24 protein-coding genes are annotated in these 21,993 nt (G+C 63.1%); 21 read left to right on the forward strand and 3 right to left on the reverse strand.

Annotated elements, in window-relative coordinates; genetic code table 11:
• The first annotated feature begins 62 nt into the window (after positions 1-62).
• Both IB267_RS13760 and IB267_RS13765 read left to right on the forward strand, forming a co-directional pair.
• Positions 63-1,043 carry a complex I NDUFA9 subunit family protein gene (locus IB267_RS13760; protein WP_043615439.1) on the forward strand — a complete coding sequence of 327 codons (981 nt, stop codon included), beginning with the start codon at positions 63-65 and terminating at the stop codon, positions 1,041-1,043.
• Between the two features lie 239 nt (positions 1,044-1,282).
• On the forward strand, positions 1,283-1,444 hold the full coding sequence (locus IB267_RS13765) for a hypothetical protein (protein WP_034804494.1): 162 nt from the start codon (positions 1,283-1,285) through the stop codon (positions 1,442-1,444).
• Positions 1,445-1,609: 165 nt separating this feature from the next.
• Here IB267_RS13765 and IB267_RS13770 read toward each other — a convergent pair whose 3' ends face one another.
• Positions 1,610-2,416 carry an undecaprenyl-diphosphate phosphatase gene (locus tag IB267_RS13770; RefSeq protein ID WP_192448084.1) on the reverse strand — a complete coding sequence of 269 codons (807 nt, stop codon included), beginning with the start codon at positions 2,414-2,416 and terminating at the stop codon, positions 1,610-1,612.
• A gap of 162 nt (positions 2,417-2,578) precedes the next feature.
• Here IB267_RS13770 and IB267_RS13775 point away from each other — a divergent pair, with 162 nt between their 5' ends.
• From IB267_RS13775 to IB267_RS13820, 10 genes are all read left to right on the forward strand, one after another.
• Complete coding sequence (locus IB267_RS13775) at positions 2,579-3,271, forward strand: glutathione S-transferase family protein (protein ID WP_043615432.1); 693 nt, start codon at positions 2,579-2,581, stop codon at positions 3,269-3,271.
• On the forward strand, positions 3,252-4,454 hold the full coding sequence (gene queG / locus IB267_RS13780) for a tRNA epoxyqueuosine(34) reductase QueG (RefSeq protein WP_192448085.1): 1,203 nt from the start codon (positions 3,252-3,254) through the stop codon (positions 4,452-4,454). Before IB267_RS13775 ends, queG begins: the two co-directional genes overlap by 20 nt.
• Positions 4,442-5,317, forward strand: coding sequence for an SDR family oxidoreductase (locus tag IB267_RS13785; RefSeq protein WP_192448086.1), 876 nt, complete (start codon positions 4,442-4,444; stop codon positions 5,315-5,317). The genes queG and IB267_RS13785 overlap by 13 nt, the downstream gene beginning before the upstream one ends.
• Positions 5,318-5,778: 461 nt before the next feature.
• Positions 5,779-6,153, forward strand: a complete 375-nt coding sequence (locus IB267_RS13790; RefSeq protein WP_060519659.1) for a septal ring lytic transglycosylase RlpA family protein — start codon at positions 5,779-5,781, stop codon at positions 6,151-6,153.
• Positions 6,154-6,289: 136 nt separating this feature from the next.
• The gene (locus tag IB267_RS13795; protein WP_192448087.1) at positions 6,290-7,576 is read left to right on the forward strand and encodes an RsmB/NOP family class I SAM-dependent RNA methyltransferase; all 1,287 of its coding nucleotides are present in this window, start codon (positions 6,290-6,292) and stop codon (positions 7,574-7,576) included.
• 189 nt (positions 7,577-7,765) lie between these two features.
• Positions 7,766-9,046, forward strand: coding sequence for an imelysin family protein (locus tag IB267_RS13800; protein ID WP_192448088.1), 1,281 nt, complete (start codon positions 7,766-7,768; stop codon positions 9,044-9,046).
• Positions 9,047-9,074: 28 nt separating this feature from the next.
• Entirely contained in the window at positions 9,075-10,625 is a 1,551-nt protein-coding gene (locus IB267_RS13805; RefSeq protein WP_192448089.1) for a di-heme oxidoredictase family protein, read from the forward strand.
• Positions 10,625-11,740: an imelysin family protein gene (locus IB267_RS13810; protein WP_192448090.1), complete on the forward strand. Its 1,116-nt coding sequence runs from the start codon at positions 10,625-10,627 to the stop codon at positions 11,738-11,740. The genes IB267_RS13805 and IB267_RS13810 overlap by 1 nt, the downstream gene beginning before the upstream one ends.
• 209 nt (positions 11,741-11,949) lie before the next feature.
• On the forward strand, positions 11,950-12,939 hold the full coding sequence (locus IB267_RS13815; protein ID WP_192448091.1) for a magnesium transporter CorA family protein: 990 nt from the start codon (positions 11,950-11,952) through the stop codon (positions 12,937-12,939).
• A gap of 73 nt (positions 12,940-13,012) precedes the next feature.
• Positions 13,013-14,098, forward strand: a complete 1,086-nt coding sequence (locus tag IB267_RS13820; RefSeq protein ID WP_192448092.1) for a DUF1513 domain-containing protein — start codon at positions 13,013-13,015, stop codon at positions 14,096-14,098.
• 13 nt (positions 14,099-14,111) lie between these two features.
• Here the strand turns inward: IB267_RS13820 and IB267_RS13825 are convergent, their stop codons facing one another.
• The gene (locus IB267_RS13825) at positions 14,112-14,666 is read right to left on the reverse strand and encodes a GNAT family N-acetyltransferase (protein WP_192448325.1); all 555 of its coding nucleotides are present in this window, start codon (positions 14,664-14,666) and stop codon (positions 14,112-14,114) included.
• Between the two features lie 83 nt (positions 14,667-14,749).
• Between IB267_RS13825 and IB267_RS13830 the strand changes: the two genes are divergently transcribed.
• From IB267_RS13830 to guaA, 4 genes are all read left to right on the forward strand, one after another.
• Positions 14,750-15,202, forward strand: coding sequence for a TspO/MBR family protein (locus IB267_RS13830; RefSeq protein WP_192448093.1), 453 nt, complete (start codon positions 14,750-14,752; stop codon positions 15,200-15,202).
• A gap of 76 nt (positions 15,203-15,278) precedes the next feature.
• Positions 15,279-15,731 carry a PaaI family thioesterase gene (locus IB267_RS13835; RefSeq protein ID WP_192448094.1) on the forward strand — a complete coding sequence of 151 codons (453 nt, stop codon included), beginning with the start codon at positions 15,279-15,281 and terminating at the stop codon, positions 15,729-15,731.
• On the forward strand, positions 15,728-16,366 hold the full coding sequence (locus IB267_RS13840; protein WP_192448095.1) for a 5'-methylthioadenosine/S-adenosylhomocysteine nucleosidase: 639 nt from the start codon (positions 15,728-15,730) through the stop codon (positions 16,364-16,366). Before IB267_RS13835 ends, IB267_RS13840 begins: the two co-directional genes overlap by 4 nt.
• Positions 16,367-16,460: 94 nt before the next feature.
• Complete coding sequence (guaA, locus tag IB267_RS13845; RefSeq protein ID WP_192448096.1) at positions 16,461-18,023, forward strand: glutamine-hydrolyzing GMP synthase; 1,563 nt, start codon at positions 16,461-16,463, stop codon at positions 18,021-18,023.
• A gap of 101 nt (positions 18,024-18,124) precedes the next feature.
• Here guaA and IB267_RS13850 read toward each other — a convergent pair whose 3' ends face one another.
• On the reverse strand, positions 18,125-18,571 hold the full coding sequence (locus tag IB267_RS13850) for a MarR family winged helix-turn-helix transcriptional regulator (RefSeq protein ID WP_192448097.1): 447 nt from the start codon (positions 18,569-18,571) through the stop codon (positions 18,125-18,127).
• A gap of 147 nt (positions 18,572-18,718) precedes the next feature.
• Here IB267_RS13850 and IB267_RS13855 point away from each other — a divergent pair, with 147 nt between their 5' ends.
• From IB267_RS13855 to IB267_RS13875, 5 genes are all read left to right on the forward strand, one after another.
• Positions 18,719-19,477: an alpha/beta hydrolase gene (locus tag IB267_RS13855; protein ID WP_192448098.1), complete on the forward strand. Its 759-nt coding sequence runs from the start codon at positions 18,719-18,721 to the stop codon at positions 19,475-19,477.
• A 257-nt stretch (positions 19,478-19,734) separates the two neighbouring features.
• Positions 19,735-20,469, forward strand: a complete 735-nt coding sequence (locus tag IB267_RS13860; RefSeq protein ID WP_192448099.1) for an SDR family oxidoreductase — start codon at positions 19,735-19,737, stop codon at positions 20,467-20,469.
• A gap of 126 nt (positions 20,470-20,595) precedes the next feature.
• Positions 20,596-20,925 (forward strand): helix-turn-helix transcriptional regulator, encoded by a 330-nt coding sequence (locus IB267_RS13865; protein WP_192448326.1) that lies wholly within the window; start codon positions 20,596-20,598, stop codon positions 20,923-20,925.
• Positions 20,922-21,389, forward strand: coding sequence for an SRPBCC domain-containing protein (locus tag IB267_RS13870; protein ID WP_192448100.1), 468 nt, complete (start codon positions 20,922-20,924; stop codon positions 21,387-21,389). The genes IB267_RS13865 and IB267_RS13870 overlap by 4 nt, the downstream gene beginning before the upstream one ends.
• 121 nt (positions 21,390-21,510) lie before the next feature.
• On the forward strand, positions 21,511-21,924 hold the full coding sequence (locus tag IB267_RS13875) for a GFA family protein (protein WP_192448101.1): 414 nt from the start codon (positions 21,511-21,513) through the stop codon (positions 21,922-21,924).
• Positions 21,925-21,993 lie beyond the last annotated feature (69 nt).

Genomic DNA, 21,993 nt, shown 5'->3' on the forward strand with positions numbered 1-21,993 from the left:
CTCGCGGCTGTTGGGCTATGTAGCAATCAATTCTTTCCTATCCGATCAGGAGTGCACATCCCATGACCTTGTCCAACCTTCCGCCGCTGGTGACGATTTTCGGCGGATCCGGGTTCGTCGGCCGTCATGTGGTGCGCGCGCTCGCCAAGCGTGGCTATCGCATCCGCGTCGCCGTTCGCCGTCCGGATCTTGCCGGCCATCTCCAGCCGCTCGGCAATGTCGGCCAGATCTCCTTCGTCCAGGCGAACCTGCGTTACCGTAAATCGGTCGACCGCGCCGTCGAAGGCTCCGATCACGTCATCAACTGCGTCGGCGTGCTGTTCGAAAGCGGCCGCAACACCTTCGATGCCGTCCAGGATTTCGGCGCCCGTGCGGTGGCTGAAGCCGCCCGCGGCGTCGGCGCGACGCTGACCCACATCTCCGCCATCGGCGCCGACGCATCGTCCGCCTCGAACTACGCCCGCAGCAAGGGCCGCGCCGAGGCTGCGATCCTGGAAACGAAGCCCGACGCGATCATCCTGCGTCCGTCGGTCGTCTTCGGTCCCGAGGACGGCTTCTTCAACAAGTTCGCCAACATGGCCCGCTTCTCGCCGGCCCTGCCGTTGATCGGTGGCGGCGAGACGAAGTTCCAGCCCGTCTACGTGACCGACGTAGCCGAGGCCGTTGCCCGCGCCGTCGACGGCAAGATCGCCAAGGGCAAGATCTACGAACTCGGCGGCCCGGACGTCTTGAGCTTCCGCGACTGTCTCGAGATCATGCTCAACACGATCGACCGCAAGCGCGCACTCGTCTCGCTGCCCTTCGGCGTTGCGTCCCTCATCGGCAGCGTTTCGTCGCTGATCCCCTTCGTCACGCCGCCGCTCACCGCCGACCAGGTGGTGTTGCTGAAATCCGACAATGTCGTCTCGGCAAAGGCCGTTTCGGAAGGCCGCACGCTTTCGGGCATCGGCATCGACCCGACGATGCTGGAACCGATCCTGCCGACCTACCTCGTGCGCTACCGCCCACAGGGCCAGTACACCCGCAGCGGCCGCGCCGCCTGATCGGCAGCGACCCAGCGATTTTTTGAACGGCCGTCGGAACCTCCGGCGGCCGTTTTCTGTTGTATTGCGGTAACAGCGTTGCAGTTCTGCCGCACTGGCAAAAGCGATTGGCATTTACCGCAAATTCAACATGTCCTGATATTGATCATGTCATATCCACCAACTAAACACCGCCTCGCGCCCCCGATCCCAAGGCATGACGGCGGGCGGCGGCATCAATCTCGAAAGGCATAGCGTCCATGGGCAAGTCGATCGCAATCTTTTTTGCGTGTGCGGCACTGATCATTCTGGCTGGCTCGTTCATGGCGCCGAACACGGTCGCCAGCAGCGGCAAGGATTGCGCACCGGCCTATGGCGTCGATCCGTGCACCACGGCATCGATCGACCTTTCCGGCCACTAAGGGCCGGCGCCTCGACGAGGCATCAAAAGTTATTGGCGGGGGCCAGTAGCCGCGTGCGTTTCACCATGAGACGCACGCGGCTTTGTTTTTAGGGCCTGACAACAGGTAAAAGAAAAAGGCGCGTCCAGGGCGCGCCTTTTGTCATTCTGAGATCGTCGGTTCTGCTCAGCCTACCAGCCAAAGACCGATGAGCCCAGCGGTACCAACGATGATGCGCCAGATGGCAAACGGGGTGAAGCCGCGCCGCGAAACGAAGTCGAGCAGCGAGCGCACGACGAAGATGCCGGCGACGAAGGCCGCGATGAAACCGACGGCAATCAGGGTGAAATCGTCGAAGGACAGCGCGTCGCGGTTCTTGTAGAGGTCCAGCGTGAAGGCGCCGAGCATGGTCGGCATCGCCAGGAAGAAGGAGAACTCGGCGGCCGAGCGCTTGTCGGTGCCCATCAGCAGCGCACCGGCGATCGTCGCGCCCGAACGGGACGTGCCGGGGATCATCGCCAGGCACTGGAACAGGCCGATCTTCAGCGCCAGCGACGGCGGATAGTCCATCACGTCGGTATAGCGCGGCTTCAGCGGCATTTGGTCGATCGCATAGAGGATGACGCCACCGACGATCAGCACGACGCAGATCAGCACAGGCGTCTCGAACAGCACCGTCTTGATGAAATCATGGGCGATGGCGCCGATGACGGCCGCCGGCAGGAAGGCGAGCAGCACTGACACGACGAAGCGGCGCGCCTTGATGCTTGTCGGCAGCGCCAGTGCGATCGACAGAAGCTTCTGGAAATAGACGAGCAGGATCGCCAGAATGGCGCCAAGCTGGATGAGAACGGCGAAGGTGTTGCCCGGCGACTTGAAGCCGAGAAAGTGGCCGGCGAGGAGAACATGCGCCGTCGACGAGACAGGGATAAACTCCGTCAGGCCCTCGATGAGCCCGAGGACCAGCGCGCTGATGATCGATTGATCCGCCATATATGAGATTTTCCTGACAAGTTTTGAAGTGGGGGGAAAAGGCTGATTCGCTTGTGTTTGCCACCACAAATTTCTATAGCTCTTTCTTATGAGCCGTGGCCAGACGCTTGCGCCGCCACGCTGATGCCCCCAGCAAAAAGCCTCTGAGAAACCAGATCATCGATGCCGACACTGTATCATCACCCAATGTCCTCCGCCTCACGGTTCGTTCGCCTGATCCTTTCGGAATACGGCTATCAGACGGAACTGACGGATGAGCAGCCCTGGGAAAATCGGCGCGACTTCCTGGCGTTGAACCCGGCCGGCACGCTACCGGTCTATGTTGACGATAGTATGAGGGCTCTCTGTGGGGCCACGATCATCTCGGAATATCTCGACGAGACGAACGGCATCATGAAGCGGGATCGCCGGCTGCTCGCGGAAGATCCGTTCCAGCGCGCCGAGATCCGCCGGCTGGTCGAGTGGTTCCTGCAGAAGATGGAAGCCGATGTGACCCGGCCGCTGGTGCGCGAGCGTATCTTCAAGCTGCAGATGACGCCGGACCAGGGCGGCGGCGCGCCCGACAGCAAGATCCTGCGCACGTCCCGCGCCAACATCCGCCAGCACATGAAATACCTCTCGTGGCTCGCGGGCACGCGCACCTGGCTTGCCGGCGACCGCATTTCCTATGCGGATCTCGCCGCGGCCGCGACCGTGTCCGTGCTCGACTATCTTGGAGAAATCGACTGGTCGGACGCTCCGAGCGCCAAGGAATGGTACCAGCGGCTGAAGTCCCGCCCCTCGTTCCGCCCGCTGCTTGCCGAACGCGTGCGCGGCGTGACCCCCGTTCCGCACTATGCGGATCTCGACTTCTGAGGCGAACAGCGTGCCCGGCATCGATGCCAAGGCAGACAGTGAGGAACGGCGCCGGCTGAAGCTGACGGCGTTCCTGAAGGCTGAAGCGGCAGACAAGGGCTTCGATCTCTGTCGCATCACCCGGCCCGATGCCATTCCGCAAGCCCCAAGCCGGCTCAGGGATTTCCTCGACGAACGTTTTCACGGCACGATGGACTGGCTCGAGGAGACGGCCGAGCGCCGTTCCGATCCGCGCACGCTCTGGAGCGAGGTGCGCTCCGTCGTGATGTTCGCGATGAACTACGGGCCGGAACACGATCCGCGCGGCATCCTGGAGCAGACCGATCGCGGCGCGATCTCGGTCTATGCCCAGAACCGCGACTATCACGACATCATCAAGGGCAAGCTGAAGGAAGTCGCGACCCGCTTTGCCGCCCGCGCCGGCGAGGATGTGAAAGTCTTCGTCGATACCGCCCCTGTCATGGAAAAGCCGCTCGCCGAAAAGGCCGGCCTTGGCTGGCAGGGCAAGCACACCAATCTCGTCAGCCGCGAATACGGTTCGTGGCTGTTTCTCGGCAGCCTGTTCACCACGGCCGACCTTGCGTTCGACGAGGCCGAGCGCGACCATTGCGGCTCCTGCCGCGCCTGTCTCGACGCCTGTCCGACCGACGCCTTCCCGGCGCCCTACCGGATCGACGCGCGCCGTTGCATTTCCTACCTCACGATCGAGCACAAGGGGCCGATCGATCCTGAATTCCGGCCGCTGATCGGCAACCGCATCTATGGCTGCGACGACTGTCTTGCCGCCTGCCCTTGGAACAAGTTCGCGCAGGCGGCCTCGGAAATGAAGCTCAGAGCACGCGACGACCTGAAGGCGCCGTCGCTCGAAACCCTGCTTGACCTCGATGACCCGAGCTTCCGCAGCCTGTTCTCAGGCTCGCCGGTCAAGCGCATCGGTCGCGACCGCTTCGTGCGGAACGTGCTGATCGCCGCCGGCAACTCCGGCAGTGAGGCGCTGGTGCCCGCAGTCAAGGCCCGCGTCAACGACACCTCTGCCGTGGTGCGGGCGATGGCGGTCTGGGCGCTGTCACGATTGGTCGCGCCTGCGGCGCTTGCGGAATTTGCCGAACAATGCGAGCCAGAGACGGACGAAGACGTCCTCAACGAATGGCAGATCGCGGGAGTGAGCCGATGCATGTCCTGATCCTTGGCGCCGGTTACTCCGGTACGGCAATCGCAAAAGCGATGGCCCCGACGGCCACAAGTGTCATCGGCACCACCCGGACCGAGGAGAAGGCGGCAAAGCTCGAAAGGGCCGGCATCCGCCCGGTCCTCTTCGACGGCGAGACGATCGCTGACGAACTGGCCACCGCCCTTGGCAAGGCAACCCATTTGATCCAGTCGATCGCGCCCGGTCGCGACGGCGATCCCATGTTCCGCGCCACGAGCCCGGACCTCGCGCAGATCGCGCCGAACCTCAAATGGATCGGCTACCTCTCGACGGTCGGCGTGTATGGCGACCACGGCGGAGAATGGGTCACCGAGGACATGCTGCGCAAACCGGTCTCGGCCCGCTCTGTCGAGCGGGTGGAAGCGGAGGACGCCTGGATCGCCTTCGGCAAGAAGCAGGATATTCCCGTCGCGGTGCTGAGGCTCTCCGGCATCTACGGCCCCGGACGCAACGCCTTTTGCAATCTCGAAAACGGCACGGCACGGCGGCTGGTCAAGCCCGGCCAGGTGTTCAATCGCATCCGCGTCGAGGATATCGGCGCCGCGGCGCTGTTCCTCGCCAACACTGGCACCGGCGGTGTCTTCAACATCACCGACAACGAGCCGGCGCCGCCGCAGGACGTGGTCGCGGAAGCCGCCCGGCTGATGGGTGTCGAGCCGCCACCGGAAACGCCCTTCGAGCAAGCCGAACTGTCACCCATGGCCCGCACCTTCTATGGCGAAAACAAACGGGTTTCGAACGCCCGCATGCGCGAAACCGGTTTTGAATTCGCGTTTCCGGATTATCGCGTCTCGCTTGCACAGCTCTGGCAGTCGGGCGCTTGGCGCGGACAGTGAAACGAAATATGGCGCGCGCCAGATAGCATAACCCGTAATGCTTATAGAACGTCGACAGTCAGTCCGTCAGTAATGGTCAGGGCTGGGCGAGCGCAATTGTGACATTCTTTGGATATTCGTTCGATACTTGGCTAATTTCACACAACCTGTGCGCTAGTAACGAATTTTCGACCATCCGGATTCCGGACAATTGGTCCAATTCGAAATTTTTAATGTTTTTTTTCGTTTACCGGCGAGTTCGGCCCGCGTGCGGAAGTTGGCGAGCGCTCAACCCCTGATTCCAAAGAACTTCCAGCGCAGGCTTAAACTATTTCAAACAATCTTCGTTTTTGAAATTTCGTCATTTTTTAATAAATCCTAATAGAGCGTAAATGGTTGAAGCACGTTTTTGCCATTTTTCGCCCCAATTAGCGGTTCCCAGAAGTTTTTAACCAAGTGTTTTGACCGAGGGGATCGCCAGTTTGACGCCAGCGAAGATCAAGACTGCTGCCGCTGCAGCGCTATTCACGGCCACTATCGGTCTCGTTTCCGTTTCCGATAGCCATGCAGCCGGCGCCGGCTGCGGCGGCGCATCCTGGTATGCGCTGAGCTCCAAGACCGCGTCCGGCGAGCGCATGAATGCCGCTCACCTGACGGCCGCCCATCGCAGCCTGAAATTCGGCACTAAGGTGCAGGTCACCAACAAGCGCAACGGCAAGAGCGTGATCGTTCGCATCAACGATCGCGGCCCGTTCATCCGCGGTCGCGTCATGGATCTTTCCAAGGCTGCAGCTTCGCAGATCGGCATGGTTCGCTCCGGTACTGCCAGCGTCTGCTACCGCGTCGTCAACTCCTGATCTTGAAATACTGCTACCCGGCCTGCGTTCGGGTGGATCTACTTCGCTAAAGGCCGTTCTCGGCGGTTAATCTTCTCCGCCGTCTTGCTCTTCGATGCCATCGCCGTTACCACGGCGAAAAAGGAGTTGATCGAAGATGCGTTTGGGCGGCAGGCTCGCTGGAGCCATTGAGGTTCTTGAGGATATCGAAAAGCGGAAGCGCCCGGTCGCCGACGCGCTCAAGGATTGGGGCCTTGCCCACCGTTTCGCCGGATCCGGCGATCGCTCGGCGATCGGCAACATCGTCTACGACGCTCTTCGCATGAAACTCTCTCACGCTTACCTCATGGACAGCGACAGCGCCTCGGCGCTCGGCCATGCGGTGATGTACCGCCAGTGGGGCTTTTCGCCAGAAAAGCTGGCCGCCGAACTCGATGGCGACAAGTTCGCGCCGGAGGCACCGGCCGAACAGCTTCAGGCCTTCAGGTCGCGCCGGATCGAAGACGCCCCGGCCCATGTGCAGGGCGATATCCCGGAATGGGTGCAAGCCTCCTTTGAAGAAAACTTTTCCGACGACTGGCTGGAAGAAGCCAAGGCGCTCGCAGGCCGGCCGACGCTGGACCTGCGCGCCAACACGCTGAAGGCCTCGCGCGCCAAGGTGCTGAAGGCACTGGAGCGCAGCGGCGCCGAGGCAGCAACGATCGCCCGCAACGGCATCCGCATTCCCGCCGGCGAAGGCGCCTCGCGCCTGCCGAACGTGACGGCCGAGCTCTCCTTCCAGAAGGGCTGGTTCGAGGTCCAGGACGAGGGATCGCAGATCGTCGCCGACCTCGCCTATCCGCAGGAAGGCGAACAGGTGCTCGACTATTGCGCCGGCGGCGGTGGCAAGACGCTCGCCATGTCGGCGGCAATGAACAACAAGGGCCAGGTCCACGCCTATGACACCGACCGCAAGCGGCTTGCCCCGATCATCGAGCGGCTGAAGCGCGCCGGTACTCGCAATGTCCAGGTGCATGAATCGACCGAAAGCCTCGCGCCGCTGGCCGGCCGTTTCGACCGCGTGCTGGTCGATGCGCCCTGCACCGGGACCGGCACCTGGCGCCGTCGCCCCGACACCAAGTGGCGGCTGAACCAGAAGAACCTCGAAGAGCGCATCTCACAGCAGGAAGAGGCGCTCGCAAGTGCGGCGCAGTTCGTCCGACCCGGCGGCCACCTGATCTACGTCACCTGCTCGGTTCTGCCTGAGGAAAACGAGGCGCAGGTCTACGGCTTCTGCGAGGACAATCCGGAATTCGAGATCCTGTCGGCCGCCGATATCTGGGCTTCGCTGTTCGGCACCGACAAGCCGCAGCCCTGGTCTGCGGACATGAAGACGGTGACGCTGACACCCGCTTCCACCGGCACGGACGGCTTCTTCTTCTGCCTGATGCAACGCAAGGGTTAAGGCCTTTTGACGATCGGCAAAAGGCGCGCATCAGATTGAAAGCGTTCTAAACTATACACTTTGACACAAGTTTGCTTTTGGTTCATGAGAAGCGGGCTCGGCGGGGCCTTTTCTGATGGCTCGACGGCTGAACGACGCCATGTTTTGCGGCGCGTTCGACGGCGCCGGGGGACACAACAGGAGAGGGTCATGACCAAGAAATTTTTCCGCGGCGCCGCGCTGGCGCTGATGACGGCGACCTCGGCGATGGCCCTGCAGCCGGCCCATGCCGCGACCGATGCCGCCGCCGTGGTGAAGCACTACACCGCCGTCGCTCACGCCAAGTTCGAAGATGCGCTGACGACCGCAGAAGCGCTCGACAAGGCGGTCGATGCGCTGATCGCGACGCCGAGCGAAGAAACGCTGAAGGCCGCGCGCGACGCCTGGAAGAAGGCCCGCAACCCCTACCAGGAAACCGAAGTCTACCGTTTCGGCAACGCGATCGTTGACGAGTGGGAAGGCAAGGTCAACGCCTGGCCCCTCGACGAAGGCCTGATCGACTATGTCGATCCGAGCTATGGCACCGAGAGCGACGAGAACGCGCTGTTCACCGCCAATGTCATCGCCAACAAGACGATCAAGATCGACGGCAAGGACGTCGACGCCTCCAACATCACGCCGGAATTCCTGGCGGGCACGCTGCAGGAAGCCGGCGGCATCGAGGCAAACGTCGCGACAGGCTACCACGCGATCGAATTCCTGCTCTGGGGCCAGGACCTGAACGGCACCAAGGCCGGCGCCGGCAACCGCCCCTACACGGACTACGACACCAAGGCCTGCACCGGCGGCAATTGCGACCGCCGCGCCGCCTATCTGAAGGCTGCGACCGAGCTGCTCGTTTCCGACCTCAAGGAAATGGTCGCCAACTGGACGCCGGATGGTGCCGCGACCAAGGCGGTCGGGGCCGACCCGAAGGCTGGCCTCGTCGCCATCCTCACCGGCATGGGCTCGCTCTCCTATGGCGAACTGGCCGGCGAACGCATGAAGCTCGGCCTCTTGCTGCACGATCCGGAAGAAGAGCATGACTGCTTCTCCGACAACACGCACAACTCGCACCTGCACGATGCGATCGGCATCCAGTCGGCCTATACGGGCGAATACACCCGCGTCGACGGCACCAAGATGACCGGCCCGTCGCTCTCCGAACTCGTCGCGGCCAAGGATGCCGCGCTCGACAAGGAGATGGCGGGCAACCTCGCCACCACGGTCGAGAAGATGCAGGCGATGGCCAAGCGCGCGGAAACGACCGAGGCCTACGACCAGATGATCGGCGAAGGCAATGCCGAGGGCAACGCCACCATTCAGGCGGCGATCGACGGCCTGATCGCCCAGGCAAAGACCGTACAGCGTGTCATTGCGTCGCTGGATCTCGGCACCGTCGAGCTTGAAGGTTCCGACAGCCTGGATAATCCTAACGCCGTCTTCCAATAAGCTGAAAAGGCGGGCCGCATCGACAAAGATGCGGCCCGATCCTCCTGAGATGAAACTCGGCGCTTCCCGCCTTTACGCGCTTCTTCTCGTGCAAGCGCTTTCCACGGCCCTGCCCGCCTTCGCAGGCGATGGCCTTTTGACCGAACGCTCCGATCTCGACGACAAGGACCGCCAGCGCGTGCAGGCGGTGACCCAGCCTGCGACCGATTTCTCCAACGCGGAAACCTTCGAGGCCATGTCGGGGGGCGCCGCGACCTCGATCGCGCCCGTCAATGCCGACAGTTTTTCGCAGTTTTCGGCCAACCTCACCTTCCAGGAGGAAGAGGGCTTCAAGCTCGGCAACGCGCTCTTTCGCAAGCTTTGGGTTTCCTCCCCCTCCTCCACCCAGGCCTCCGACGGGCTCGGTCCGCTCTACAACGCCCGTGCCTGCCAGAGCTGTCACCTGAAGGACGGGCGCGGCCGTCCGCCGGAGGGTGCCGTCGATACGACCTCGATGTTCTTCCGCCTGGCGCGGCCGCCCCGCGACGACGAGGAGCGCCGGATGATTGCGGCGCACGAGGTGGTGAACTTCGGCGACCCTGTTTATGGCGCCCAGCTTCAGGATAGCGCCGTGCCCGGCCTTGCCGCCGAAGGCCATCTGAAGGTCAGCTACACCGAAGAGCCCTTCACCTTTCCTGATGGCGAAGCCGCGTCTCTGCGCCGGCCCAGCTATTCCGTCACCGACCTTGCCTACGGACCGCTCGATCCGGCAACGACGCTCTCGCCCCGCGTGGCGCAGCCGATGATCGGCCTCGGCCTGATAGAGGCGATCCATGAGGCGGATATTCTGGCGAAAGCCGACCCCGACGATAGGGATGGTGACGGCATCAGCGGCCGGCCGGCGCTGACGCGGGATGCCAAGACCGGCAAGCTCATGCTCGGCCGCTTCGGCTGGAAGGCGCAGAACGCCACCGTTCGGCAGCAGAGCGCCGATGCTTTCGCCACCGATATCGGCATCTCGTCTCCCGACGCCGACCGGCCGCACGGCGATTGCACCGCAGCCCAGAAAGAATGCCTGACCATGCCGACCGGCGAGCAGGCGCGCCTCGGCCCCACAGAGGCGCCCGACCCGGTGCTCAACCTCGTGACCTTCTACTCGGAGAACCTCGCCGTGCCGGCACGGCGCAAGGCGAGCTTTGCCGAAACGCTCCGCGGCAAGAAGGTCTTTTACGATCTCGGCTGCACCAGTTGCCACACGCCGAAATTCGTCACCCGCCGCGATGCGGTGGGCAAGGCGCAATCCTTCCAGCTGATCTGGCCCTATTCCGATTTCCTGCTGCACGACATGGGCGAGGCTCTTGCCGACGGACAGCAGGTGGGTGTGGCTACCGGCCGCGAGTGGCGCACGCCGCCGCTTTGGGGCATCGGCTTGACGAAGACCGTCAGTGGGCACACTTTTCTGCTACACGACGGACGCGCCCGCAATTTCACCGAAGCGATCCTGTGGCACGGCGGCGAAGGGCAGAAGGCCCGTGATGCCTTTGCCGCCCTTGCCGCAGGCGATCGCCGAGATCTCCTTGCCTTCCTGGAGTCACTCTGATGCCCCGCACGCATACGCTTACTCTCGCTTTTGCCCTGACCCTGACGCCCGTTTTCCCCGCAGTGGCCCAAGAAGGAAGCGCGCTCTCGCCGCGCGTCGTCAACGAGGCGGCCGTGCCTACGGTCATGGCCAAGGCCGTCGACGACTTCATCATCCCCGGCTACCGCAACCTCACGGAAAAGACCGCTGCCGCTACAAAGGCCACGGCCAAGCTCTGCGCGGCGCCGTCACAGGCGACGGTCGACGGCGCTCGCACTGCGTTTTCCGAGGTGGTCGGCGCCTGGTCGGCGATCGAGGTGGTGAGGCTTGGTCCGGCGCTTGAGCAGAATCGCTTCGAGCGGTTCCTGTTCTACCCCGACCGCAAGAGCACGGGCTTGAAGCAGGTGCAGGCGATCGTCTCGAAGAGGGACGAAAGCGCTGCGGACGAAGCCAAGCTCAAGGGCAAAAGCGTTGCAGCGCAAGGCCTCGGCGCGCTCGAATACGTGCTCTACGGCACGGGCGCCGAGACGCTTCTGAACAAGGACGGCGATTTCCGCTGCCGCTACGGCCTGGCGATCACCAAGAACCTCGACACCATCGCCAACGAGTTCCTGGCCGCGTGGCAAAAGCCCGACGGCATTCAGGCGGCCTGGAAACATCCGGGGCCCGACAATCCCGAGTTCCGCGACAACCGCGAGGCGGCCACCGAACTGCTCGGCATTCTCGTCCATGGCGTCGAGACGGTGAAGGACCAACGGCTGAAGCCCTTCTACGAGGGCAAGGACGACAAGGGACATCCGAAGCTCGCGATCTACTGGCGCTCCGGCAACACCATGCCGTCGATCGCCGCGAACGTCCGGGGGCTGAAGACCCTGTTCGATGTGGCCGACATGCAGAGCCTGCTGCCGGAAGACAGCCGCTCGGTCGCGGGTTCGGCCGACTTCGTCTTCAAGTCGGTGATCAGCATGGCCGGCAATGTCGACGGGCCGATCGACGCCGCCCTTGCCGACGAAGGCAAACGCGGCAAGCTCGCCTTCCTGTCGCTCAACGTCAACGACCTGCTCAACCGCCTGAACAACGATTTCGGCGGCGCGATCGGCCTTGGCGCCGGCTTCTCCTTCGCCGATGGCGACTGAGAAATCCGGCGGCGCGACCGGGTGTTGACAAGGACGATTTTTGGGCGCAAAGCGCTTCCCGTGTCCGCTTTCGCGGGCACGTTTCACCACAAGGACCAACTCCCAATGAACCCCGACAGTCGAAGTCGAGCCTTCACGCTCACGACCGTCCGGTCCTGATTTGATCAGGGCTTCACGGCGGTCGGATGACTCGCCCTATGGAGCCCAATATGCTGCGCATCTTCAAAAGCCAGAACAGCCACCTCGTGCTTGTCGACATGCTCGATGGCATCGCGCTACCGACCCCTGCCATCTGGTACGACCTTCTCAATCCCTCCTCCGAGGAGACGCGCCTGGTCGAGGGCCAGCTCGGCATCGAGATCCCGACCCGCGACGAGATGCAGGAGATCGAGCTTTCCGACCGGCTCTACCAGGAAGCCGGCGCGGAATTCATGACGATGACCGCAGCGGCCAAGCTCGACAGCGACTATCCGGTCAAGGTGCCGGTGACCTTCATCCTCAAGGGCACGACGCTGGTCACGGTGCGCCATGCGGACCCGAAGCCGTTCCAGACCTTTTCCCACCGCATCCAGAAGGCCAACGGCCAGATCTGCGAGAGTGGCGAACTTGTGATGCTCGGCCTCCTGGAAGCGATCATCGACCGCACGGCGGACGCGCTGGAGCGCGCCGGCAGCGAGGTCGACGCGATCTCGCGCGAAGTGTTCCGCAAGACCAATGCCAGCGCTACCAAGAAGACGCGCAACCTGCAGTCGCTGATCGAGCAGATCGGCCAGAAAGGCGATCTGTTGACGGTCATTCGCGAAAGCCTGGTCAGCATCGGCCGGCTCGTCGCCTATCACGTGGCGCTCGAAGGCATGGGGCCGCGCAAGGCCGGCAAGGAGAGCCGTCAGCGGATCAAGCTGATCCAGCGGGACGCGACCTCGCTTGGCGACCACGCGCTGTTTTTGTCGAACAAGATCAACTTCCTGCTCGACGCAACGCTCGGCCTTATCAATCTCGAGCAGAACCAGATCATCAAGATCTTCTCGGTTGCCGCCGTCGTCTTCCTGCCGCCGACGCTGGTCGCCTCGATCTACGGCATGAACTTCGGGGTAATGCCGGAACTGCAGTGGGAATTCGGCTACCCTGCGGCACTGATGCTGATGGTGATCTCGGCGATCGTGCCCTATTTCTACTTCAAGCGCCGGGGCTGGCTCTGAGCGTTTAAGGTGCCAAGACAAACGGCGGCACAGCCGCCGTTTGTGCGGAAATTCCATGACTGGGGACAATGGCATGACAGCCGCCACAGGCCTGATCGACCGACGCAGTTTCCTGAAAATGGCGGGCGCTGCCTGGATGGCGAGCCTTGCGCCCGACCGGGCCTTCGCTCTGACCCGGGCGGATGCGGTCTTCGCCTCGGCCTTCATGGCGCCTGATGGCAGCTATGGCGTTGCGACGCTGACGGAAGCCGGCGAGATCATCGACCGCACGGCGCTGCCGGCCCGAGCCCACGGCATGGCCTATTCGCCGGCCAGCCGCCGCGCCGTCGCGTTTGCCCGCAGACCCGGCACCTATGCGATGATCCTTGCGACCGATGGCTCGGCCGAGCCGGTGGTCATTGTCGCGGCCGACGGCCGGCATTTCTACGGCCACGGCTGCTTCTCAGGAGACGGCAAGCTGCTCTATGCCACCGAGAACGACTTTGCCGCCAACCGCGGCATGGTCGGTATCTATGACGGCAGCGATAACTTCGCTCGCATCGGCGAATTCCCGACCTATGGCATCGGCCCGCACGACATGACGCTGAGCGCCAACGGGAAACTGCTGGCGATCGCCAATGGCGGCATCGAGACCCATCCGGATTTCGGCCGCACCAAGCTCAATCTCGACCACATGCAGCCGAGCCTGACGCTGGTCGATACCACGACCGGCGCGTTGGTGCAGAAGCACGGTCTGCCGGATGATCTCAGCCGTCTGTCGACCCGGCATGTCGACATCGGCCCGAAGGGCGAAATCTGGTTTGCCTGCCAATACGAAGGTGCGCGCAACGATCTGCCGCCGCTCGTCGGCTCGTTTTCCCAGGGAGAGGACCTGAAGTTCCTGTCGCTGCCCGAGCGCACGACGGAAGCGCTGGCGAACTATGTGGGCGCCATCGCCGTCAACCGGAACGAGGGACTGATCGGGCTGACGTCTCCGAAGGGCGGCGTGGCGGTGACGCTCGACGCACGAACCGGCGCGGTGCTGAAGCAAGAGCGCGTCGTCGATGCGGCGGGGGTCGCCAGCGCCGATCACGGCTTTGCCGTTTCCTCCTATGACGGTCACTTCAAGGCCAACAAGAGCCGCGTGGCCTGGGACCAGCACATCGTGCGGCTGGTTTAGCGCCAAAGCGATCTCAGGCCGAAAAGCGGCCGTCGCCCGAGAGCTTTGCCAGATCGTTCCAGCGATAGGCGGTCTGGTCGTGGTTTTCGCCACCGAGACTCACCTGTCCCTGGCCGACGGCAACGGCGCCGAGGCGCTCGTAGAAACCCCGGCTCGGGTTGCTGGAAAGCACCCAGGCAAAGAGCGACTTGCCGCCCAGTTCCCGGCAGTGGCCGGCGACGCTGCGCACGAGTGCCGAGCCGATGCCGGCCCCCTGGAACTCCTTGAGGATATAGAGCGCATAGAGTTCCCGGTCGAACCGCGGCGGCATCGAGCGCGCTTTGCCGTAATTGGCAAAGCCGATCACCCTGTTCGTGCTCATGTCAACCGCAACCAGATGGAACACATCGGCGATGCGCATGCGCCTTGCGTGACGCAGCGCCTGTTCCTCGCTGCTCATGCCGTCGAGAAAGGCATCGGAAATCAGCCCGCGGAACGTCGATCGCCAGGTTTCGACGATAACGGAGGCGATCATCATGATGTCATCCGGGCCGGCCGAGCGGATGTCGATGCGTCTGAAGCTCTTCATGGCGATGATATAGGTGACACATCGCGGCTTCAAAACGGCAAGGCCGCTGGAAAGCGTCAAAGTTTGTTCTATCTGTCGAAGCCATGAACAGACCGATCGTTTACACAATCTTCATCGCCGCCGTTCTCGGCCTCGGCCTTCTCATCGGCTACAACAACATCCCCGGCGAATGGTACCAGTCGCTGGCAAAACCCGCCTTCAATCCGCCGAACTGGGTCTTCGCGCCCGTCTGGTCGATCCTCTACGTGATGATCGGCATCGCCGGTGCCAGGATCTTTCTCGACCATCGCCGTACCGCCGCCATGCGCCTGTGGCTGGCGCAGATGATCCTCAACTTCCTCTGGTCGCCGCTGTTTTTCGGCATGCAGGATATCTCGTCGGCGTTGATCGTCATCCTTGCGCTCGTGATCGCGGTCGCCGGCTTCGTCGTCGCAAGCTGGCAAAGAGACCGTCTTTCGGCCCTGGTGTTCCTCCCCTATCTCGCTTGGGTTGCGTTTGCGACCGCACTCAACAGCGCGATTTTGCTCATGAATTGAACTTGTCGGACCTTCATGAGCGTGCCACTGTCCGCCCAGCATAATGATGCCGCGCGACACAAAGGCCCATGGACTGATGGACGACCGTGATCCCCCCGATTTCCGAAACCGCATCCGCAACAGTTTTGCGCGGCAGGCGGCGATGCGCACGATCGGCGCCGAACTGACACTGGTCGAGCAGGGCACGGTCGAAATCGAGCTGCCCTTCGACGACAAGCTGACGCAGCAGCATGGCTTCCTGCACGCCGGCGTGATCTCCGCAGCACTGGATTCGGCCGGCACCTATGCGGCCTATTCGGTGATCGACCCGGAGGCCTCGATCCTGACGATCGAGTTCAAGGTCAACCTGCTTTCGCCCGGACGCGGCGAGCGGTTCCTGTTCCGCGGCGAGGTGACCAAGCCCGGCTCGACGATCATCGTTTCCGACGGCCGCGGCTATGCGATCCGCTCCGACGGACCGGCAAAGCTGATCGCCTCGATGACCGGAACGATGATGGTGGTGCGCGGACGCGAAGGGATTGAAGGATGAGTTTTGCCGTCAAGGACGTTGCCGGACGCAAGGTGCTCTACGTCATGGCCGTGGATGCCGAATACGGCCCGCACCTGAAAGACCGGATCAAGCCGCTGATGACCGGCGTCGGCCCGGTCGAGGCGGCCGTCGTGTTGACGCGCACGCTTGCTGAACTTGCGGCCGAACGGGCCCTGCCCGATCTCGTCGTTTCCCTCGGTTCGGCGGGTGCGGCCAAGCTCGAACAGACGGAAGTCTACCAGGCTGTTTCCGTCGGCTACCGCGACATGGACGCCTCGCCGCTCGGCTTCGAGAAGGGGAGAACGCCGTTTCTCGACCTTCCGGCCGTGGTGCCGCTGCCGCTGCGCATCCCCGGCGTGCCCGAGGCGCGGCTTTCGACTGGCGCCAACATCGTTTCGGGCGCTGCCTATGATGGGATCGACGCCGACATGGTGGAGATGGAGACCTTCGCGGTCTTACGCGCCTGCCAGTCCTTCGGAACTCCCTTGATTGCGCTTCGCGGCATTTCCGACGGCAAGGCCGAACTGAAGCATGTCAACGACTGGACGGAGTATCTTCACGTCATCGACGAGAAGCTTGCAAGCGTGATCGACCGGTTGGAGAATGCGGTCTTGGGTGGCGCGATCCCGCTCTAAAACCCCGGAATTGTCCGGGTGCAATTGAATCGTTGCGTCGATGGCGGGCTTTCATTAAAGGCTCGCCATGATCAAGCTTGTTTGAAGGCACCCAATGACCCAGACAGCCCATCCCGACACCGTCCTCATCGTCGACTTCGGCAGCCAGGTGACGCAGCTCATCGCCCGACGCGTCCGCGAATCCGGTGTCTATTGCGAAATCGTGCCGTTCCAGTCGGCCGAAGAAGGTTTTCAGCGGCTGAAGCCGAAGGCCGTCATCCTCTCCGGTAGCCCGGCCTCCACCCTCGACATCGGCTCGCCGCGTGCGCCCTCGGTGATCTTCGATTCCGGTCTGCCGGTCTTCGGCATCTGCTATGGCCAGCAGACCATCTGCGCCCAGCTCGGCGGCAAGGTCGAGAGCGGCCATCACCGCGAATTCGGCCGCGCCTTCCTCGAAGTCGAGAAGGACTGCCCGCTGTTCGAAGGCCTCTGGTCGGTCGGCTCGCGCCACCAGGTCTGGATGTCGCACGGCGACCGCGTGACCGCGATCCCCGAGGGCTTCGAGGTCGTCGCGACCTCCGCCAACGCGCCCTTCGCCTTCATCGCCGACGAAAAGCGCAAGTACTACGCCGTGCAGTTCCATCCGGAAGTGGTGCACACGCCCGACGGCGCCAAGCTGATTTCCAACTTCGTGCACAAGATTGCCGGCATCAAGGGCGACTGGTCGATGTCGGCCTACCGCGCCAAGGCGGTCGAAGCGATCCGCAAGCAGGTTGGCGACAAGAAGGTCATCTGCGCGCTCTCGGGCGGCGTCGACAGCTCGGTTGCGGCCCTGCTGATCCATGAAGCGGTTGGCGACCAGCTCACCTGCATCCTCGTCGACCACGGCCTGATGCGCAAGGACGAGGCGAAGAACGTCGTTGCGATGTTCGAGGAGCACTACAACCTGCACCTCCTGCACGTCGACGCATCCGACCGTTTCATCGGCGAACTGGAAGGCCAGAGCGATCCCGAGACCAAGCGCAAGATCATCGGCCGCCTGTTCATCGAAGTGTTCGAAGAAGAGGCGAAGAAGCTCGGCGGCGCCGACTTCCTCGCTCAGGGCACCCTCTATCCCGACGTCATCGAAAGCGTTTCCTTCACCGGCGGCCCGTCGGTGACGATCAAGTCGCACCACAATGTCGGCGGCCTGCCCGAACGCATGAACATGCAGCTCGTCGAGCCGCTGCGCGAACTCTTCAAGGACGAAGTGCGCGTGCTCGGCCGCGAGCTCGGCCTGCCCGACAGCTTCATCGGCCGCCACCCCTTCCCGGGTCCGGGCCTCGCCATCCGTTGCCCGGGCGGCATCACCCGCGAGAAGCTTGAGATCCTGCGCGAAGCCGATGCGATCTATCTCGACGAGATCCGCAAGGCCGGCCTCTACGACGCCATCTGGCAGGCCTTCGCCGTGCTTCTGCCGGTGCAGACCGTCGGCGTCATGGGCGATGGCCGCACCTACGAGTTCGTCTGTGCCCTTCGCGCCGTCACCTCGGTCGATGGCATGACGGCGGACTTCTACCACTACGACATGGAATTCCTCGGCCGCGCGGCGACGCGCATCATCAACGAGGTCCGCGGCATCAACCGCGTCGTCTACGACGTCACCTCGAAGCCGCCAGGCACGATCGAGTGGGAATAAACACGCGGACGCATCTGCTGCGTCGGCGATAGAAAGCGTTAAAGGGCGTGCTTCGGCGCGCCCTTTTTGCGTCCCGGCACAGACGCCGCCCGCATGCAGCCCTATTTCACCGCGTCGCGCATCCCATCGCGCAGTTTTCGGACCCGTTCGTTGAGGTCGATCATTTCCGGTACGGTAAAGCCGGAATTTTCCAGGAGCGCATCGGTCAGGCAACCGGTCTTCACGTGCAGGCTGCGCCCTTTCGCGGTGAGATGGACCTCGACCTGCCGCTCGTCCGTGACGCTGCGATGCCGACCCAGGAAGCCGGCGGCTTCGAGGCGCTTCACAGCCGGCGTGATGGTGCTCGATTCCAGACCCAGCCGATCGGCGATCGCCGAGATCGTCAGCCCATCCCGTTCCCAAAGCGTGCTCAGGACGAGATACTGCGTATAGGTCACGCCGAGTACATCGAGCATCGGCTTGTAGACGCGGTTGATGGCGATCGACGCCGAGTAGATCGAGAAACAGAGCTGGCTGTCGAGCGGCAGCGTTGTCGGGTCGTCGGACATTCCGGCCTCCTTGCGGCGCTTGCGGCCTTTCGCCGCAAAAATAGATATCGCGATAATTAATATCTTTACAAGAAAACCGAGTCGCCGTATACGATCCTTATCGCGATAATAAATGTCGCGAAAACAACTTATCGAAGGAGATCCGAAATGCTCAAGTCCCTGATCACCGCCGCTGCTTTCGCCCTCTCCGCAAGCGCGCTGACGCCAGCCCACGCGGCCCCCGCCACCAAGAATGTCGTACTCGTTCACGGCGCCTTTGCCGACGGCTCCGGCTGGCAGGGCGTCTACAACATCCTGAAGAAGGACGGCTACAACGTCACCATCGTCCAGAACCCGACTGTGACGCTTGCCGGCGACGTTGCGGCCACCAAGCGTGCGATCGCCGCGCAGGACGGACCGGTCGTGCTCGTCGGCCACTCCTATGGCGGCGTGGTCGTTTCGGAAGCCGGCACCGACGAGAAGGTGAAGTCGGTCGTCTACATCGCCGCCTTTGCGCCGGATAAGGGCGAGTCCGTTTCCTCGCTCATCGCCAACCCGCCGGCCGGCGCGCCCGTTCCGCCGATCCTGCCGCCGGTCGATGGCTTCCTCTCGCTCGACAAGGAAAAGTTCACTGCCGCCTTCGCGGCCGATCTCGATCCTGAGCTTGCCGCCTTCATGGCCGACTCCCAGGTACCGTGGGGCATTGAAGCGACGACCGGCGCCGTCACCGCTCCGGCGTGGAAGCAAAAGCCGAGCTTCTACCTGGTCGCGACCGACGACCACATGATCCCGCCGGCCGCCCAGCGCCAGATGGCAAAGCGGGCGGGTTCCACCGTCGTCGAGACACCCGGCAGCCACGCCATCTACGTCTCCAAGCCCGAGGCGGTGGCCGCGATCATCGAGCAGGCCGCGCAGGCGAGCAAATAAGCGGCCTCAACGGACAGCGACAGAAATGGGGGCGAAGCGCGAAGCTTCGCCCCTTCGCTTGTCTCCAGGGCCAGCCTAACGACCAATACGCGTGGAACCCTGCTCCACCGTCGCCATCATTGGTTAGAGCTTCTGACCACGCCATCCTCGATTGGCCGCTCGATCGAACGGATCGCCTTTTCTATCCTCCGTCTCATCAACTCAGGGGCATCAGCACCCGAGCCAATCAGAAACGGACCTCTTGAAAGGCGATACCCATGGAGAATGTTCAGGGAAAAGTCGTGGCCATCACCGGCGCAAGCAGCGGCATCGGCGAAGCCACCGCCAAGAAGCTGGCTGCGGCCGGCGCCAAGGTGGTGATCGGTGCACGCCGAGCCGACCGGCTGGAGCGCATCGCCGACGAAATCGCCGCTGCCGGCAGCGAAACGCGCTTTCGCGTGCTCGACGTTAACGACCGCGACGACGTTGCCGCCTTCGCCCGCTTTGCCCAAGCCGAATTCGGGCGCCTCGATGTCATCGTCAACAATGCCGGCGTGATGCCGCTGTCGCCGCTGGCAGCGCTCAAGATCGACGAGTGGGACCGCATGGTCGACGTGAACATCAAGGGCGTGCTCTACGGCATTGCCGCCGCCCTGCCGATCATGAGTTCGCAAGGATCCTGGCAGATCATCAACATCTCCTCGATCGGCGGCCATTCGGTGTCGCCGACAGCCGCCGTCTATTGCGCCACCAAGTACGCCGTCCGGGCGATCTCGGACGGCCTGAGGCAGGAGACCGACCGCATCCGCGTTACCGTCATCTCGCCCGGAACAACGACCTCCGACCTCGCCGATACGATCAGCGACCCCAGCGCGCGCGAGGCGATGAAGGAATGGCGGGCTATCTGCATCAGTCCCGACGCCGTTGCATCGTCGATCGCCTACGCCATCGGCCAGCCCGACGATGTCGACGTCAGCGAGATCATCGTGCGCCCGACGGCCAGCCCGCATTGAAGCAATCCGCTCCTGGGATCAAAGCGACAGAAAGGCACGCCTCGAGCGTGCCTTTCCCTTTCTGCAGCAGCAGAAAAATCAATAGCATTGACTAATCAATTAGTATCCGCTATTTATTTATTCATGATGATCGAAACCGCCCCTATCACCGCCGTCATGCGCGCCCTTGCCGATCCGACCCGGCGCGCCGTGTTCGAGCGCATCGCCAATGCCGAGGAAATCACAGTCGTCGAACTGACGCGCGGCAGCGGCGTGACGCAGGGCGCGATATCGCAGCACCTCAAATCGCTGAAGCAGGCGGGCCTCGTCGCCGAGCGTCCGGAGGGCCGCAACGTCTACTACCGCGCCGAGCCCGAGGGCCTGGCGCCGCTCGTCGACTGGATGAGCCACTACGGCAGCTTCTGGCGCGACCGCTTCGCCAATCTGCGCACCCTTCTCAAGGAGATCGATCCATGACCGACGCAGCAGCCTTGAAACTCGAGACCCAGGATATCGTCGTCGACGAGGTCTTTCCGCATTCACCCGAAACGATCTGGAGGACGCTGACCAACGGCGAATTGATGGGCCGCTGGATCATGCCGCCGGCGGGCTTCCAACCGGTGGAAGGCACCCATTTCACTTTCCAGACGACGCCCGCCGGCGCGTGGGATGGCACCATCCGTTGCCAGGTGTTGGAAGTGCGCCCGCATGAACGCTTCGTCTATTCCTGGAAAGGCGGCGACGTGGGCAATAGCGGCTATGGCTCGCGCCTCGATACGGTCGTCACCTGGACGCTGACGAAGGTCGACAACGGCACCCGCCTCCGGCTCGTTCATTCCGGCTTCGTCACGCCGAAGAACGACAGCGCCTATGCCAACATGAGCAATGGCTGGCCGAAGGTCCTGTCTCGCATTGGCACCGTTACCGACGAACAGCATTGAAGCCCGGGCGGATCGCCACGGCGATCCGGCACCGCACCCACCTCGATAGGCAAAGCGTTCGATCGGCGCCCGCCTGTGCGGCCGCGCGCCGGCTTTGTCGTGCCCGCAACAGGAGGAATGCATGAGCAAGTCATATATCGGCGGCTGCGCCTGCGGCGCCATCCGCTACGAGATCTCGAGTGAACCGGTCTTTTCCAACGACTGCCAGTGCCGTGATTGCCAGCACGAAAGCGGGACCGGGCACGGATCGCATATGACGTTCCGTCGCGAGGGCGTGAAGCTCGAAGGCCAGGCCTCGCATTGGGACATGGTCGCCGACAGCGGCCATGTGAAGACGCGCGGCTTCTGCCCCACCTGCGGCTCGCCGGTCTACATGACCTTCTCGGCCATGCCGGAATTCTTCAGCGTTCGCGCGGCAAGCCTCGACGATCCGAGCCGCTACAGGCCGCAGGCGGTGACCTATGCCGTGCGCGGCCTTGCCTGGGACCGTCTCGATCCGGACCTGCGGAAATTTAGCCGGATGCCGACGGAATAGCGAAGCAGGAGTCTCAGCCAACGGGCGAAGTCTTCCCTTGCCCACCGGATGTCCTTGGCATTGTCGGCC

This window comes from Ensifer sp. ENS09 (assembly GCF_014852425.1).
GTDB lineage: Bacteria > Pseudomonadota > Alphaproteobacteria > Rhizobiales > Rhizobiaceae > Ensifer.